The organism is Paenibacillus sp. W4I10 (assembly GCF_030816325.1).
Classification (GTDB): domain Bacteria; phylum Bacillota; class Bacilli; order Paenibacillales; family Paenibacillaceae; genus Paenibacillus; species Paenibacillus amylolyticus_B.
Map to the genome: position 1 here is coordinate 832,450 of NZ_JAUSXX010000001.1, position 16,365 is coordinate 848,814.

General features: G+C 47.0%; 12 protein-coding genes. 8 read left to right on the forward strand and 4 right to left on the reverse strand.

Annotation, left to right across the window (positions count from 1 at the left end):
• Positions 1-19: 19 nt before the first annotated feature.
• Positions 20-622 (forward strand): 3-isopropylmalate dehydratase small subunit, encoded by a 603-nt coding sequence (leuD, locus tag QF049_RS03820; protein ID WP_091028995.1) that lies wholly within the window; start codon positions 20-22, stop codon positions 620-622.
• Between the two features lie 199 nt (positions 623-821).
• Here the strand turns inward: leuD and QF049_RS03825 are convergent, their stop codons facing one another.
• The 4 genes from QF049_RS03825 to QF049_RS03835 are packed head-to-tail and all read right to left on the reverse strand — an operon-like array spanning position 822 to position 4,103.
• Positions 822-2,294, reverse strand: coding sequence for a serine hydrolase domain-containing protein (locus QF049_RS03825; protein ID WP_307534915.1), 1,473 nt, complete (start codon positions 2,292-2,294; stop codon positions 822-824).
• 51 nt (positions 2,295-2,345) lie between these two features.
• Entirely contained in the window at positions 2,346-3,443 is a 1,098-nt protein-coding gene (locus QF049_RS03830; RefSeq protein WP_307534917.1) for a HAMP domain-containing sensor histidine kinase, read from the reverse strand.
• Positions 3,428-3,535, reverse strand: coding sequence for a winged helix-turn-helix domain-containing protein (locus QF049_RS31470; protein ID WP_483874747.1), 108 nt, complete (start codon positions 3,533-3,535; stop codon positions 3,428-3,430). Before QF049_RS31470 ends, QF049_RS03830 begins: the two co-directional genes overlap by 16 nt.
• 1 nt (position 3,536) lies before the next feature.
• The gene (locus QF049_RS03835; RefSeq protein WP_483874748.1) at positions 3,537-4,103 is read right to left on the reverse strand and encodes a response regulator transcription factor; all 567 of its coding nucleotides are present in this window, start codon (positions 4,101-4,103) and stop codon (positions 3,537-3,539) included.
• 276 nt (positions 4,104-4,379) lie between these two features.
• Here QF049_RS03835 and QF049_RS03840 point away from each other — a divergent pair, with 276 nt between their 5' ends.
• From QF049_RS03840 to QF049_RS03870, 7 genes are all read left to right on the forward strand, one after another.
• The gene (locus QF049_RS03840; RefSeq protein WP_307534919.1) at positions 4,380-5,786 is read left to right on the forward strand and encodes an N-acetylmuramoyl-L-alanine amidase family protein; all 1,407 of its coding nucleotides are present in this window, start codon (positions 4,380-4,382) and stop codon (positions 5,784-5,786) included.
• Positions 5,787-6,044: 258 nt separating this feature from the next.
• Positions 6,045-7,454 carry an N-acetylmuramoyl-L-alanine amidase family protein gene (locus QF049_RS03845; RefSeq protein ID WP_307534920.1) on the forward strand — a complete coding sequence of 470 codons (1,410 nt, stop codon included), beginning with the start codon at positions 6,045-6,047 and terminating at the stop codon, positions 7,452-7,454.
• A 35-nt stretch (positions 7,455-7,489) separates the two neighbouring features.
• Positions 7,490-8,167: a GerMN domain-containing protein gene (locus QF049_RS03850; protein WP_307534921.1), complete on the forward strand. Its 678-nt coding sequence runs from the start codon at positions 7,490-7,492 to the stop codon at positions 8,165-8,167.
• 72 nt (positions 8,168-8,239) lie between these two features.
• Complete coding sequence (locus QF049_RS03855) at positions 8,240-10,978, forward strand: S-layer homology domain-containing protein (RefSeq protein WP_307534923.1); 2,739 nt, start codon at positions 8,240-8,242, stop codon at positions 10,976-10,978.
• A gap of 163 nt (positions 10,979-11,141) precedes the next feature.
• A complete protein-coding gene (gene nth, locus QF049_RS03860; RefSeq protein WP_036607558.1) occupies positions 11,142-11,837 on the forward strand; it encodes an endonuclease III in 696 nt (231 codons plus the stop codon).
• Between the two features lie 23 nt (positions 11,838-11,860).
• Positions 11,861-12,133: a hypothetical protein gene (locus tag QF049_RS03865; protein ID WP_017687779.1), complete on the forward strand. Its 273-nt coding sequence runs from the start codon at positions 11,861-11,863 to the stop codon at positions 12,131-12,133.
• A gap of 306 nt (positions 12,134-12,439) precedes the next feature.
• Positions 12,440-16,126, forward strand: a complete 3,687-nt coding sequence (locus QF049_RS03870; RefSeq protein WP_307534925.1) for a dynamin family protein — start codon at positions 12,440-12,442, stop codon at positions 16,124-16,126.
• Positions 16,127-16,365 lie beyond the last annotated feature (239 nt).

The following is a 16,365-nucleotide window of genomic DNA, read 5'->3' on the forward strand; positions in this document are numbered from 1 at the left end:
AGAAGGGAGAACGTTTAATATGGAAGAATTCAAAACATTACAAGGCATCGTTGCACCGGTAGACCGGGTCAATGTAGATACAGACGCAATCATTCCGAAACAGTTTCTGAAACGGATTGAACGTACCGGATTTGGACAATTTTTATTCTATGAATGGCGTTTTGATGAAGAGGGCAACAATAATGCTTCCTTCGAAATGAACAAACCTCGTTATGAAGGGGCATCCATCCTGATCTCACGTGCCAACTTTGGCTGTGGATCTTCCCGTGAGCATGCGCCATGGGCAATTATGGACTATGGATTCCGTTGTGTGATCGCTCCATCTTTTGCAGACATTTTCTATAATAACTGCTTTAAGAACGGAATCTTGCCAATCAAGTTGTCAGAAGAGCAAGTTGAAGACTTGTTCCAACGTACAGCGACACATGAAGGCTATGAGATGAATGTAAATCTGGAAAACAAAACGATCACCGATGCATACGGACTGCATATCGATTTTGATCTGGATGAGCACCGTCGTCAATTCCTGTTGCAAGGATTGGACGATATCGGTCTGACTCTTCAACATGATGATGAAATCGCTGCTTACGAACAACGCCACGCGGCAAAACTGTTCGGTTAATTACTAAAGTATCGTATAGAAGAAAGCTTCTGCCTCGCCAAAGGGACCTTGTTCCCATCGGTGAGACAGAAGCTTTTTGTAGTTTCAGAAGCTAAATTAGCTTAATAAGTCAGCTATACATAGAACTCCTGATTCTTCTTGGCCGAATACTTCAACAGATACTATAACAGCCGACTAAATAGAGGAACCTAAAAATCGATTACTGAGGTAACTCCAAATGGTCGTTTTTTGTATTCTGAAAATAGACATAGATATAACAAGCCAAATGCACGAAATTCACAAGTGACCATACCATAAGCCATATGATTGGAGTTGATAGGGTAGTCCAGATGCCAAACCATGGCAGCACACGTCCTCCGCCGATAAATGTAACCAAGGGGAACAGAGACAAGAGAATTAGAACCGGGATCAGTCTACCAACCATGATCATAATCAATTTGCTGATCGTTAGGCGTTGGTTGCTCCGACGTATGCGGAAATAGGCGTATATGCCCCATACAAGCGTAGCGATGATCAGCGCTATCATGATTATTTCCATATTCCGACCGTTCACAAAAGAGGTTTGGGGTTCCTGCCCCCTCATAATATCCGCTATTCCATCAATAAATGCCGAGTAATTCACATAAGCGTTTATACCAGAATTAAACATTACGGCAATGCCCATTTGATCGTCCAAATAAACCAGTTCTTCTGACTTGTAGGTCCAGAAAATGCCGCTGTGGGAGATTGTTCGGCCGCTAGACGCATCTTGGTTTGCAAGCCAGCCCATGCCGTACGGACTGAAATCTCCTGCTGCATGATATTGTTTCATCAGCACAGGGGAAACGAGGCGGCCATTATATTGGGAAAGCATCCAAAGGGACATGTCCTCTGCGGTTGAAACGATGCCGGCGGGGCCTTCAATGAACCAAAGCGGTTCAGATTGACCTACAGAGCGTCCCAAACTCAGGTAATGTCCTAGCGGGATAGTATTATTCTCATAGAATTGCTGCGTCGTACTGACACTGAAGGTATGGTTCATTCCTAGCGGTTCAAAAATATGTTCTTTCAAGTAATCCGAAAAGCGCTCTCCGCTAACACTTTCCACGAGGTTCGCCAGCAGCACGTAATTAGGATTATGATAGCTGTAGGCCGTTCCGGGGATATGGGCAAGTTGAACCGTGTTTAATAATTGGTTCGCTTCAGCCAACGATTGGAATTGCGGAGTCTTTGTCATATCGGGATTTATCTTGTCATTGAGACCACTCGTCTGATTCAGTAAATGACGGACCGTGATGTCAAGAACGCGGGGATCCTGTGGAGAAAGCTCTGGAAAATAGGAAGCGTAAGTAGCATCCAAGTTGATCCGACCCTTGTCCACCAACTGCAGAACGGCCAATGCAGTAAAGGACTTGCTGAGTGAAGCAATGGGAAAAGGGGTGTTGCCCGTAACCTTCTGGCCATCTGCAAATGTCCCGTAGCCTTTTGCGTAAAACACCTCATCGTTATTGGCAATCGCCAGTGAAGCAGCCTTAATGTGATTGGCCTTCATGCTCCGATTCATATATTCGTCGATCTCCTGCAGAACTTCTGTCCTGTCTCTGGCTTCATTGGCGGATAAGGGGGTCGCCCACGCGATACATAACAACAAGCAGCTAATTGTGATATACAATCTTTTTTTTAGTTTTAGCATGATAACACTCCTCGAATTCAAGATAAGAAGATGTTATCAGATCATTTTCAACTATTTATCAACTTGCGTCCCAATACTTGCCGTCACGCTTCCACCTCCGTTAGGACCGTTTGCAATCTGAAGACTACCTTCATGTTTTTCGCAAAACACCTTGCAAACGTAAAGGCCCAGCCCGCGATGTTCGCTCGCATCCCATACTTCGCCTCGGTAAAAAGGGAGTATAGCCTTACTCAGTGCTTCGTCAGAGAAACCAGGACCGTCCTCTGAGACGGTAATCTTCATAATGCCACCCTGCACGTCATAGTGAACGTTTAATTGACTGGCTGCGTATCTTGCCCCATTAGCCACTATATTCTCGAATATCTGCATGACGAGATAGGGATCTACATGCACTGAGGCATTATCATATTCCACGGAAGAGACGAAACGTATACCGTACTGTTTCGCGATTTGCTCAGCGCTGCCGTCCAGCAAAGCCGTCAATGAGATCGTATCCATCGATTGGATGTTCAACGGCACATCCTCCAGCCTCTGAATTGAGTTCATGGCCTCTGCATAACTCTCCAGACGCAAGATGTGAAGGTTCATAGTATGGATCAGGTCGAGCACCTTTTCTTCCGACAACTTCTTCTCGGGAAGATAGGTGGCGAGAAGCTCGGCGTTTCCTTTTAACACTGACAGGGGTGTTCTCAGATCATGGGCAAAAATAGCATTGATCTGCTTGCGCTCTTCAACCGAACGCCAAAGTGTCTTAAGGTTTTTTTCCAATTGTGAGCGCATGTTTTCAAATAGCGCGATCAGCTCGCCCATCTCATCCTGGCTGTCATAGGAAATGCGGAAGTTTAGATCGTTGGCCGAAATGTTTTCGGATGCTCGTTTTAATAGCTCCAGCGGACGTTTTAGCTTCCATCTGTAAAATAGAACGGCCATGGTGACAATTCCAGTCGCTACGGTTAGCAGAACCGCCGAGACGAGGGAGGGCAGCACCCAATCCGTATCTCCGAAACGCAGCCGCAGGTTCTCCGCCCAAGCAAACTCCATGGTTATGATGGCCAGCACGGCAATAAGTGTGACCACACACAACAGCATAAAAGAGTGGAGTAAGGACAATCGCTTTAAAAACAGGAGTCTAGTCATGAACTTGGCCATTTGTAGCCTACTCCCCAAACAGTCTCGATTTGATTATCACAGCCGTATTCCTTTAATTTGTAGCGAATTCGCCGGATATGCTCTGCGATCACGTTACTGTCCGCCTTGCTCGTCCATGCCCCAAATCTTTTCGTATATGCGTTCCTTTCCAAACACCATATCAGGATGCGTGGACAGCAATTCGACAATATCAAACTCTTTTTTGGGCAGTGAAATTCGCTTTTCCAGGTAGTAGAGCTCCCTGGCCGTATAATCAATGACCAATTCATTGTTAAACCTTACCGAAGATTTAGTTTGGATTCGTTGTTCCCTGCGTAAATGTGCTTCGACCCTGGCGCCCAACTCGCCAATGCTGAAAGGTTTCAGGATATAGTCATCGCCTCCGGCACGAAAACCTGCTATTTTATCAGCATCTTCGATTCGAGCCGTTAAGAATAAGATGGGGCAAGAGACGTAGTCCCGAATTTTTTCACATAATTGAAGGCCGTTCTGTTCAGGCATGTTGATATCTAACAAAACAAGATCGGGTTGTTGCTCCACTTTCCGCAGCGCTTCCCGGCTGTCCCTGGCCGTCATCACGGAATATCCGTTAATTTCAAAATAATCAGTCAGTAGCTTTCGAAGATCTGCTTCATCGTCCACGATCAGTATTTTAGGCATCAAGTCTCAATCTCCTGTAATCAAGTATTTGAACTCAGCATAGCAAAAATGGATGAGGAATGTAATTTCCATATGATTTCGGGAACTAGACGAATGGAGAAAGTAACCTTTTTGCCACTCTGTTTCCGACTAAATATGACAACGTTGTAACCGGATGATCAGACAATATCTGATAAACTGATTAGTAGATTATGGAAGGTTACATATTGTCATTGATGTTACGCTGCAGAGAATCAGGTCGGATGTTCAAAAGACAAAAAGAATGGTGGATGAGGTATGAAAAAATGGTCGGCAGCAGTCGTTTTTCTTCTGTTCCTATGTTTATTCCCAATCATGGCCCATGCAGACACCACTCCCTCGATTGTACTCGACGGTGTAACCATTAACCAGCAGACTGGTGCACCTGCAGAGAATATCGGGAAAACGGTCATGGTTCCAATTCGAATTGTATCCGAGAACCTGGGTTATAAGGTGAAGTGGGAGAAGGAAACTCAGTCAGTCCAGGTTCAAAAAGGAAACAGCATGATCCAAATGACGGCTGGCAAAGATGCAGCTACAGTGAATGGAAACGTGGTGAACTTGGATTCGCCCCCACTGATCAAACAGGGAACTACGCTTGTTCCGTTACGCTTTGTTGGGGAAGGCATGGGTCTGCGTGTTGGCTGGGACAATGGAACCAAGACAGTAAGCCTATTTAGTATTCCTCCTGTAGTTGAAACGGAAGGTGACAGTGACCCCGTCGATGCACCTGTCCCGGATGGTTTGACAGAACTTCAAGGCATCAGCTTCAGCGGAGATCGGTTGATTGTAGCAACAAACGGTAATATTAGCCCCAAAGTATCCAGTATTGGTGGGCCAGACCGAATTATTGTTGATCTGCCTTCAGCGAAATTCTCTCAGGAATTCATTCAGGGACAAGCATCTAATCCGGATGGCAGTGGACAGATTCTCGTTACGGATTCATCAATAGTTTCCAAAGTCCGTTATGCCATGTTCAGTAAATCGCCTTCTACCGTGCGTGTCGTTCTGGATCTGAATCAGACGGCTACAGCCAAATGGTCTGTTGGAGATAACAATGTCTTGCTCGTTGACCTGACAGCCACGAATGGAGAACCGACAAGCCAACCGGCAGTACCTACCAATGATGGTAAAACAATTGTGGTCATTGATCCGGGACATGGTGGTCGTCAATCGGGTGCAGTGAGTTTGTCAGGAGCTTATGAGAAGGATTTCAATCTGGCTGTAGGGCTGAAGGTACAGGCAATCCTTCAACAATACCAAAATATTCAAACGGTCATTACACGCCAGGATGATACAGAACTTTCACTTAAACAGCGTGTGGATATTGCTGAATTGAATCAGGCAGATGTTTTTGTGTCCATTCATGGAAACAAATTCACTACACCGGTACCAAACGGCATTGAAACGCTCTACAGTCGTAAAGAAAGCAAGACTTTGGCTGACACTCTTCACAAATATGTGTTGCCGGTAACAGGACTCAAGGATCGTGGGGTTAAAATGGCTAGTCTGCATGTGACGCGTGAAACAACCATGCCTGCTGTGTTACTTGAACTTGGTTTTTTAAGTAACCCTACAGATGAAGCAGTCATGCTCACGGAAGAATACCAGAACAAATGTGCACAGGCGATTGTGGAAGGAATTGTTGAATTTTTGGGACTGTAAATTGAATTGTGCGCAAATATGAAGGTTAGGATAGTACGTTGTTTAGAGATGTATATTTGATAAATAAGGAAAAAAGAAGACATTAAAATGTAAAAAAAGCTTGATCTGACAACGTTTTTTTTCTGTTATGTTGGAATATATTCGCAACTTTTGAGAGCGAGGGGCGTCTAATAGGTGTCTGGTAATGCCCAAGCGGTCAGTCGGAGTTGGAAAATGACAACATGCGGCAAAAAAATATGAGAATGGTAGGGGTGAAGGATGAAGAAGTTCGGTTTTTTGGTACTGTTATTTGTCTTTGGGCTCGTATTCCCGGGCTATAGTCACGCAGCGACAGACACGAAAATTATCCTAGACGGAAAAGAAATCGTACAGCCATCGGATACAAAAGCGGAAATTATCAACAGCAAGGTGATGGTTCCGATCCGGGTTGTGTCCGAAAATCTTGGATATAGCGTGGAGTGGAAGCAGCAAACGCAAACGGTGACTATTAGCAAAGACAACACTGCCATGCAGATGATTGTTGGACAGAAGACGGCAACGGTGAACGGCAGTAACGTAAACCTGGATGCCCCGCCACTCGTGAAAAATGGTACTACGCTCGTACCTCTCCGATTTATTGGTGAGGAAATGGGTCTTAAGGTGGGTTGGAACAATACCACGAAGACGGTAACATTAGTTACCCAGAATTCAGGTTCCGGAAACGGGACAACCACACCTCCGAACTCTGGCAATGAAGGCGGAGGATCGGATCAAGAAGGTCTTGTACTGGTGAACGGCATCAGCTTCAGCGACAACCGCTTCATGATTGCAACAAGCGGAAGTACGAAGCCGAACGTCTTCACGATGACAGGACCAGATCGAATCGTTATAGACTTGCCGAATACCGCATTTGCTGATTCGTTCAGTGAAGGACAGGCTCTAGACAGCAACCAGAATGGACAACTCGTCGTTAGCGGCTATCCGGATGTGTCTAAGATTCGTTACTCGTTATACAGCAACAGCCCATCTACAATTCGTTTTGTAATCGATCTGTCCAGTTCAAAAGGGTACAGTGTGCAAAATGATTCCGGACTGATCATGATTAACCTGGACAATCAAAGTGGTACACCTGCTCCTCCAGTTGGTAATAATGGCAAAAAAGTTGTCGTTATCGATGCAGGACACGGAGATCATGATCCTGGGGCAATCGGTGTAACTGGTAAACGTGAAAAAGACTTCAATCTGGCAATGGCTCTGAAAGTGGAAGCCTTGTTGAAAAAAGAATCCAAAATTGACGTTGTGTTAACGCGCAGCGATGATACATTTTTGGCATTGAAAGAACGTGTGAAGATTGCACAAGACATAAAAGCGGATATCTTCATCTCCATTCATGCTAACAGTGGCCCTGCTGCTGCGAACGGTGTAGAGACATTCTATACACGCTCCAACAGCAAAGCACTTGCTACAGTGATGCACAAGTATCTTTTACAGTCTTCCGGACTGAAAGATCGTGGAGTGAAAACGGCAAGTCTCCATGTGACCCGTGAAACGACAATGCCAGCAGTTCTGCTGGAAGGTGGATTCCTTAGCAATAAGAGCGACGAAGCAGCCCTGTTCACGGAGAGTTTCCAGAACAGTGTTGCCCAAGGGATTGTTGCAGGAATCAAGGAGTATCTGGGAATTAAATAAGGGACAAGCCCTTATGTTGAGGAGGCGGAGTTAGAATGAACAAGAAAATATGGATTGCAGCCTTGCTGGTAACGGTTATGGCAGTTGCTGCTGGATGTGGAAGCAAGCCAACAGCTGCTCCGAATCAGACGCAAGGCGCAGGAACTGAAAACAATGTGACCGAGGTTGAAGGCGAAACAATTACCGAACCGGTAACTGCTGAGCCTGAAGAGAATACAACGCCTACAGAATCGACGGAAGGCGGTTCGGAGGAAGCGACTACAACTACTCCGCCAAGCGAAACATCTACGGAGAAGCCGGCAACTTCCGAAAGTAATGAAAAGAAAACGATCACTGTATTCTATACGGATGAAGAAGAACTGGAGTTGCACAAAGCTTCGGCAGAGATTTCATACGCATCGGATGATGCCAAATATAAAGCTGCCTTTGAATCACTGCAACAGAGCAAAGACGCTAAACTTGTTCCGCTGTGGTCTAAAGAAATTGAATTGAAGTCTGTTCAGTTCAAGGATGGAGCTCTTACGCTGGATATTCATATGCCGGATACGGCACGTCTTGGAGCAGGTGGAGAATCTTATGCGCTGGATGCTTTAAAACAAACGTTCTTCCAGTTTGATGAAGTAAAATCACTTGATTTACTGGTGGATGGTCAGCAGACGGAGAGTCTGATGGGCCATGTGGATCTTGAACATCCAATGACAAGATCCGAATAGGCTGTACAGCATGCTGTTGTACCGTGAATCCACGGAATATGGGTCGTTTTACATGAGAGAGGGGAATCATAGGTGACTTTTAAATATAACAATCCATCACACTCTAAAAAAGTAGTATCAGCCGTGCTTGCAGGCATGATGGCCCTTAGCGCCGGCGGAGCTGCCATGGCAGCAGAATCAACAGAAACGGGGCAGGGTCAGACTGCTGCAATAACAAATACGGCTGCACCAACTGGTTTGTTCAGTGACATCAAGGTCGGATACTGGGCTGAAAAACATGTGTACAAACTGGCATATCAAGGTATTCTTCTCGGTAACAACGGCCTGTTCCGTCCAGGAGACGCGGTAACACAGCAAGAAGCTGTAACGATGGCAATCCGTTTTATGAATCAAGAGGGCCAGTTGAATACCGACACGGCTGCGGCATTACCGACAAACATGGAAGTGGGAAATTATTTCAAGCCATATGTCGCGCTGGCACTTCAACTGGGACTGATTGACAAAACGGAAGAATCAACGGTGGATGTATCCAAGACCTCCTGGGGTCAAAAACCTGCTTCACGGGAATGGATTACGAAATTGTTAATCCGTTCATTGGACAAGGATGCTGAAGCGAAGGCACACAACAATCAATCTACCGGATTTGCTGATAATGCAAGTATTTCCGAAAGTGGTAAAGGTTATGTCAATCTGGCTGTTAGCCTGGATCTGGCCAAAGGTGTGGAAGGCAACAAATTCAATCCAACTGGTTCCGTAACCCGTGCTCAACTGGCTACCTTCTTCAGTCGTGGTGAATCGTTAACGGATACAACGTACCCGAACACATCCACGGGTTATGTGACAGGATTGAAAGATGGGCAGATCACGCTGGTTGTGGACGGCAAAGCCGTTAACTTCGCAGTGAACAGCAGTACGCCTTACTTTACGAAAGACAGTGAAACTCGTGCTTCCGCCACAGATGTGAAGCTGTATACGAAAGTTATGATTGTAGGTTCGGCAGGTGGGGCTTCCTATGTGGAAGTTGTTGATGCTACACCGCAGGTGGAAAGTGTTGAAGGTACATTTGCACGTTCATTGTCTGGTAATAAAATTGGTATCTTTGTGGGCGAGAATTACGAAACGTACAGTTATGATGAGGCAACTGCATTCATAGATCAGAATGGTAATGCAATCAAACTGTCCGATATTACGGCAGATAGCATCATCGAAGTACAGCGTGAGACGTTCTCGGCTGACAAAAAAACAGTTGCTATTCGTGTGAAATCCGGCATTGTGAACAAGAGTGACAATGGCGTAGTTGCTGAAGTATCCACTTCTGGAAAAACGATCAAACTTGTCAATGCAGCGGGTGCAACAGAGCAGTTTGCATACAATGACAATCTGCTTATCACATATCAAAACCGTATCATGTCAGTGGCTGATCTCAAAGCCGGCAGTGCCGTGAAATACACCGTAAAGGACAGTGTTCTGCAAACTATCACATTGTCTCAAGGTGTGGAGCAATCTGTGCGCGGAACATTGGTTGAGATCGGTGGCAACCAGTCTACGTTAACGTTCAAACGTGAAGGGGGTTCCCTTGAGGCGAAATTGCTGATTGAAAAGCCGGAAGTAATTATCAATGGCATTCAGGATGCAACGCTGAATGATCTCATCACAGATGCAACGAACGGGGATCAGGTGGAGTTGTCATTGAACGCTGACGATCAGGTAACGCGTATTCAGGTGATTGGACGTCAAATGGAACCTATGAACGGAGTAACGGTTGTATCTTACAACAGCAAAACAAAGGTACTTACCGTACTGGACAACAACAAAAAACCGTTTGTATTTACATTGGACGAAAAAACCAAACTGGACTACAATTCAACCAAACCTACACTGGCTGGTCTGGAGTCGATTTTAAATGATGGTCGCAAATTGGATCTGACCTATGTGGGAACACGTGCGTTGTCCGTTAAAGTGATTTACAAGTACGAAGGTACGATCAACAACATTGACACATCGGGCAGAAAAATCAGTTTGTTGTCTGGTAATCAGACGATTACAGTGCCTTATACTATCTTACCTACGGTTGAGATCTATAACAAATCGGGCGCAAGTCTGGGAGATTTGAAGATTGGTGACAAAGTGACTGTAACGCTTGGAGCAAATCAGGATGTAGTGCAGAAGGTTGCACTGAACACTGTGGCTCAATTCGAAGTGGTTGCCTTGGAAGCAAATAGTCGTATTCGAGTAAAATCCGATCTGTTGACAAGTCAGTTCTACGTAGATCAAGCGGTACTGACAGGAGAGAGTGGTCAGACGATCACGCCTTCACAACTGACAGCAGGCAACTTGATTAATGTAACGTTTGAAGGAGCTACGCCAAAAGCGGTTCAAGTCTTGAAGCGTACGCTGGCTGAAGTTACAGCGGTGGATGCTTCATCCGTAACGCTCAAGCAGTTTAACGGCCAGACTGAAACCGTGCCTGTTAGCGGTGCTGTTAAAGTCGTGAAATCTGGCTCTACATTAACTTCACTGACGAGTCTTACGGTTGGAGATCGTGTCGAAATGACAAAAGATACGGATAATTCCACACGCTTCAGAGTACTGACTGTCATGAGCAAACAATTCTGGTCTTATGATGGCGTGGGTAACCAGATTTTGGTTAAACGGGAAACGGCAGCAGACACAAACTATCGTTTTGCACTCGGATCAAGTGTATTTGTTCACCAGGGTGACAATACTTTAAGCGTGCAATCTCTCAGAGATAATGATAATATTGTATTGTATCTCCTGAACAATGTTATTCTGGAGATTCAAAAACAGTAATCGTTTCTTTTCGAGGATCAAAAGAATGACCGTCTTGATACGGGATCTTTCCCGCATCAAGACGTTTTTTTTGCAAGCTTTTTGAGGTCCCCGCAAAGTACTCGGATGAAGCTTCGAAGTAAGGCTCCGCAGAGTGGAGTCATTTTGTGGGAGGTAGCTCTTCATGAATGCAGCGACGGTTAGACATATACTCGAAACTATGGAAGCAATGTTTCCTGATGCACATTGCGAATTAAATCACAGCAATGCATTTGAATTGACGGTAGCTGTCCTTTTGTCTGCCCAGTGCACCGATGAAACGGTGAACAAGGTAACCGCAGATTTGTTCCAGAAGTACAGAAGCCCAGCAGATTATCTGGCGGTTCCTCTCGAAGAGTTGGAACAGGATATTCGGCGAATCGGTTTGTACCGGAACAAGGCCAAGCATATTCAGAACATGTGCCGAATTTTAATAGAGCAGTATGGCGGTGATGTACCGCAGGAACATGATCAGCTTGTGACGCTACCAGGTGTCGGGCGGAAAACCGCGAATGTAGTTGTTTCCAATGCGTTTGGAGTACCGGCAATTGCGGTAGATACTCATGTTGAACGTGTATCCAAGCGGCTGGCGCTTGCAGGTTGGGATGACTCCGTACTTGAAGTCGAAAAGAAACTAATGAAGCGCGTACCCCGGGACGAGTGGACTTTAACTCACCACCGGTTTATATTTTTTGGACGCTACCATTGCAAGGCACAGAACCCTGCGTGTCATATCTGTCCATTGCTGGACATATGCAGGGAAGGGAAAAAACGTATGAAAACGTCCCAAATCAGGAAAGATAAGGAACGTGTCACCACCCGAAAACGAAAAATAAATTAATGAGCAGAAAAGGATGAATAATCATGAAATGCATTTCCGTGTACACTGACAATTTTGAGGCCTTCTCCGATATCTTTGAACAAATCGTTGAACAGGAAATGGCTGAAAATGAAGAAAAAGAAGTAGAAGGAATCACAGTAAGCCACTCTGGCGACGTGCCTGAACATTATCTGGAGCGTATGTCCGTTAAACCCGAAGTTGTTGTTATGAGAGACAAAGGCAGAGACATTACAATTCTGCAACATGGACAAGTATTTGAAATCTTGCTGCCTTCCATGGAGAACGCAGTTTCATAAGAAGTGATTACACTATTGATTCTGTTGTATTAATGTCATAGGATCGTTGTCATTAAGGTGATCGCATCGCATTCATGCAACAGACACTTGGCGTAAACATTTGCTAAATACCGAGTATAAAACGTATTACAGATAAAACCGACTTGTTCGGTTTTATTTTTTTTAGATTATAGATTTATACGTTCATTTATGTATATTCAATTCCAACCGTTCAAATTCAAACATGATAATGTTAAAATAAATGTTGTAAAAGAGATAGACGTCGAAACGGATGTCAAATTAGAGGAGCCAGGGGGAAGGCCAGTCATGTCCAGAACAGATTACCCAAAAGAAATGGCCAAACCTCTGCTTCCGCTGCGTGAAGCGATGGAGCAGACAGGGGACCATACGGCTGTACAGGCTATAACGGATTTAATCAGCAAGGCGGAAACGAAACATCTGACGATTGCGTTCTGTGGTCATTTCTCTGCAGGCAAATCGAGTCTCATCAACAGTTTGTGCGGTAAGCGGGTGCTGCCTTCAAGTCCCGTGCCAACAAGTGCAAATGTGGTATCCATACGTAATGGTAAGCCAAGAGCGCTTATTTATACTACGCCAAACGTAAGCGCTGACAATGGAGCAGGAACACTTGAAGTTTCTCCAGAGGAATTGGAGGCGTATTGCAAAAATGGGGGAGCGTACAGCTCCATTGAGGTATGGGATGATATTCCCCTGCTGAAGGATGATGCTGTTCTACTGGATACACCCGGTGTGGATTCTACGGATCGGGGGCACAGTCTCGCGACCCATTCCGCGCTCCATCTGGCGGATGTGGTCTTCTACGTCATGGACTATAATCATGTCCAGTCCGAGACAAATCTTTCATTTGCCAAGAGTCTGTCGGATTGGGGCAAACCGTTGTTTTTGATCGTAAACCAGATCGACAAGCATCGGGAACGTGAGCTTTCTTTTGAACAATATACCGAAGGTGTCGAAGCTATATTTGCGGCCTGGGAAGTCAGATATGACGGACTGTTGTTTACTTCCCTCCGCGACAAGCAGCATCGCTACAACCAGTGGGATGTGCTTCCGGAACTCATTGGACACATGATGCAAGAAAAGGAAGCGTTAATTACGCACAGTTTGGCAAGTTCGGCCAGTCATGTAACGGAGCAACACCTGACGAGAGAAGCGGAGAAACGTGAGGATGAAGAAAATTCTCTGCTGGATGAGATCGGTGGCAAGGAAGGAATTGAACGCTTGGAACGGGAGCTGGAGCTTCTTGATCAACAAGCAGAAGATATTCGCACCGGGCCTTCGCGAGTGCGTGAGAAATTCCGGGCAGAGCTTGAGCCTCTTCTGGCGAATGCAAATCTTACTCCTGCGGATATTCGTACGTCGGCTGCTGCCTATTTGGAGAGCCGCAAACCGGGCTTCCGAGTAGGTTTATTGTTCTCAGGTGGCAAAACCGAGCAGGAGAAACAACGCCGTGCTTCTGAGCTGGTAAGACTGTTACAGGATCAGGCTTCCGGACAAGTTGAGGTACATATTCGTACGATGCTTAGACAGCTGGGTGAATCTCATCAGCTATGGGGAGCGGAGTGGGAGCAATCGCTTAATACGGAGCTGCCTGCTATAGATGAAGCATTGCTGGAGATGAAACGCAGTGCCAGTGCAGAGGTATCACCAGAATATGTGATTCAGTTCAGTAAAGATGTGCGGGGCGAGATTGAGGCCCGCTATCGCAAGTCGGCCATGATGCTGGCCGACCGCATGCTGGAAGCGCTGGCAGCGCAAGGCGAAGCCGCGCTTCAGGCGCTGGACGCCAGCCGCGCAGCGCTGCTGGCGCAATCTGCGGCGGCGGCGCGCTACACGGCGCTCCAGCGCAGCGCCGCCGCAGAGGCAGCAGAGCTGCGCAGCCTGCTGCCCGATGCGAGCCCCCTCCCCTCCGGGCTATTGCCGGAGGTGAAGGGCCCGCACGTGCCCGCGGTGCCTGAACCGGGCGAAGCTTCCGGTTCGCATGCGGGCACGTCAACGTCTGTGGCTGCGCAGCCACAGACGTCAGAGGCACCGCCAGCGCAGCGCGCAGCCGCAGCGGCAGTGCCTGGGCCATCGTCGGCGGCTGGCGCTGAACGCCGCCGACGCCTGGACGCAGCAGCGGCACGGCTTGAAGCCGCTGCTGCGCTGGTGGAGCCGTACCCCGCCATGGGGTCGGCGGTACGGGATCTGCGTGCACGCGCGGCTTCGCTTGCGGGCGGCACGTTCACTCTGGCGCTGTTCGGAGCATTCAGCGCAGGCAAATCCTCCTTCGCCAACGCGTTGCTGGGCGAAGCTGTACTACCCGTCTCGCCGCATCCAACAACAGCGGCGATTAACCGGATCATGGCTCCTGCCGGGGGCGCGGAGCATGGAACAGCCCGGGTCCGCATGAAGACCCGGGATGCCTTCCAGGAAGACCTCGGCTATTCCTTCCGATTGCTCGGATTGGGTGAGCCTGGAGCGGAGTGGCAGAAGCGAGTACGGTCCCTCTCACCACAGGATGTGCATCCGGCGGGGCGCCCGCATTACAGCTTTTTGCAGGCAGCGGCAGCCGGCTGGGAAGAAACAGCGGACCAGTTAGGTCAGGATGTGCTGGTGGATCTGGACGGTTATCGTAACTTTGTCGCAAACGAGAAGAAGTCCTGTTTTGTAGACAGTATCGATCTCTATTACAGTTGCGATGTGACTGAACAAGGCATTGTATTGGTAGACACACCAGGAGCGGACTCCGTGAATGCTCGTCATACGGGCGTGACCTTCAATTATATGAAGAATGCGGATGCACTCATTTTTGTAACGTATTACAACCATGCTTTCTCACAAGGAGATCGCCAGTTCCTGAATCAGTTGGGACGTGTTAAGGATAGTTCTGCCATGGATCAGATGTTCTTTGTTGTGAATGCCAGTGACTTGTCTTCCTCTGAGGAAGAACTGGAGCAGGTTCTCGATCATGTGAGCACCCAACTGCGCAGTAATGGAATTCGGGCACCACGACTCTTCCCGGTATCCAGTATACTGGCGATGGAAGGCAAGATGGCAGGTGATTCGAAGCTGCTTGAACAATCCGGTTTTATCCGGTTTGAGGAAGAGTTCAACCAATTTGCAGGCAGAGAATTAGCCGACCTTGCGGTAGGTGGAGCTTCCGAAGAGATGGCACGTGTCATTCAGCGGCTGAAGAAACGCGCGGAGGATGCGGCTCAAGGGGAGGAAGCTTTGCAGCAGCGGCGGGATGAACTGGAGACCATCCAGGGACAGTCACGCCAGCGCATACAGCAACTTGCAGCAAGATCCATGAAGGAAGAATTGTCACAGGAAACAGCAGAATTACTCTTCCATGTGCGGCAACGACTTGCCTACCGCCTTGGTCTATTCATGGCAGAAGCATTCCATCCATCCGTACTTCGGGAGGATCGAGGCAATCTGAAGATGGCTTTTGCAGCCTGTGGACGTGAACTGTTACGCATGATTGCCATTGAACTGGAGCAGGAACTGCTCGCCACAACCCTCAGACTTGAGCAGGCAGGTCAGACCTGGCTGATGAAGCAAGTTACGGATTGTATAGATGAGGTGAGACAGTTATCAGGGGGCGTGGATGTGTCACTGCCACTGAACGAACGCTGGAGTACACCTGTGCTTGAAGAAGTTCGTCTGGAAGAACCGTCTGGATGGAAAAGCTATTTGAATTATTTCCGCAATCCGAAACAGTTCTTCGAAGGAGATGGACGTCAGCGATTACAAGAGGCACTTGATCCTGTCCTCAAACAGATGATCATTGAAGTTCTTCCTGCTGCGCAAGACAAACTGATTCAGTTTTATGACAACCAGATTTGTAAATCATTGCAACACCAATCCCGTCAGTTGGAAGAACGTCTGGACGAGGCGGTGAGTGGAATTCAAGATACACTGGAGAGCGGAATTCCGGCGGAGCAATGGACCAGCTTGTCTAACCAACTGGAACAGATTGAACGCAGTTAAAATCGCGGCATAACACGTATTCTCTGGAAGTCTTTGTAAAACAAAATGAATGATACAGCAACACATTGAAAATGTTGCGAAAATCAACCCAAAAAGGCCCCTGCCGAAAAGGCATATAGGGAGCCTTTTTTTGGTACGAACAACCTGAAATAAAGAGAATATTCAAACATTTGATTGAAAGGTGGGTATTTACCTTCGTTAATGCGTCAATAAGCTGAAAGCAGGCAGAATATGGTCTG

What these genes read in the sequence shown, in the direction of transcription:
- QF049_RS03850 (WP_307534921.1), top strand. Translation starts at nt 7,490, where the DNA reads ATGAACAAGAAAATATGGATTGCAGCCTTGCTGGTAACGGTTATGGCA.
- leuD (WP_091028995.1), top strand. Translation starts at nt 20, where the DNA reads ATGGAAGAATTCAAAACATTACAAGGCATCGTTGCACCGGTAGACCGG.
- QF049_RS03865 (WP_017687779.1), top strand. Translation starts at nt 11,861, where the DNA reads ATGAAATGCATTTCCGTGTACACTGACAATTTTGAGGCCTTCTCCGAT.
- QF049_RS03830 (WP_307534917.1), bottom strand. Translation starts at nt 3,443, where the DNA reads ATGGCCAAGTTCATGACTAGACTCCTGTTTTTAAAGCGATTGTCCTTA.
- nth (WP_036607558.1), top strand. Translation starts at nt 11,142, where the DNA reads ATGAATGCAGCGACGGTTAGACATATACTCGAAACTATGGAAGCAATG.
- QF049_RS03870 (WP_307534925.1), top strand. Translation starts at nt 12,440, where the DNA reads ATGTCCAGAACAGATTACCCAAAAGAAATGGCCAAACCTCTGCTTCCG.
- QF049_RS03840 (WP_307534919.1), top strand. Translation starts at nt 4,380, where the DNA reads ATGAAAAAATGGTCGGCAGCAGTCGTTTTTCTTCTGTTCCTATGTTTA.
- QF049_RS03845 (WP_307534920.1), top strand. Translation starts at nt 6,045, where the DNA reads ATGAAGAAGTTCGGTTTTTTGGTACTGTTATTTGTCTTTGGGCTCGTA.
- QF049_RS03835 (WP_483874748.1), bottom strand. Translation starts at nt 4,103, where the DNA reads ATGCCTAAAATACTGATCGTGGACGATGAAGCAGATCTTCGAAAGCTA.
- QF049_RS03825 (WP_307534915.1), bottom strand. Translation starts at nt 2,294, where the DNA reads ATGCTAAAACTAAAAAAAAGATTGTATATCACAATTAGCTGCTTGTTG.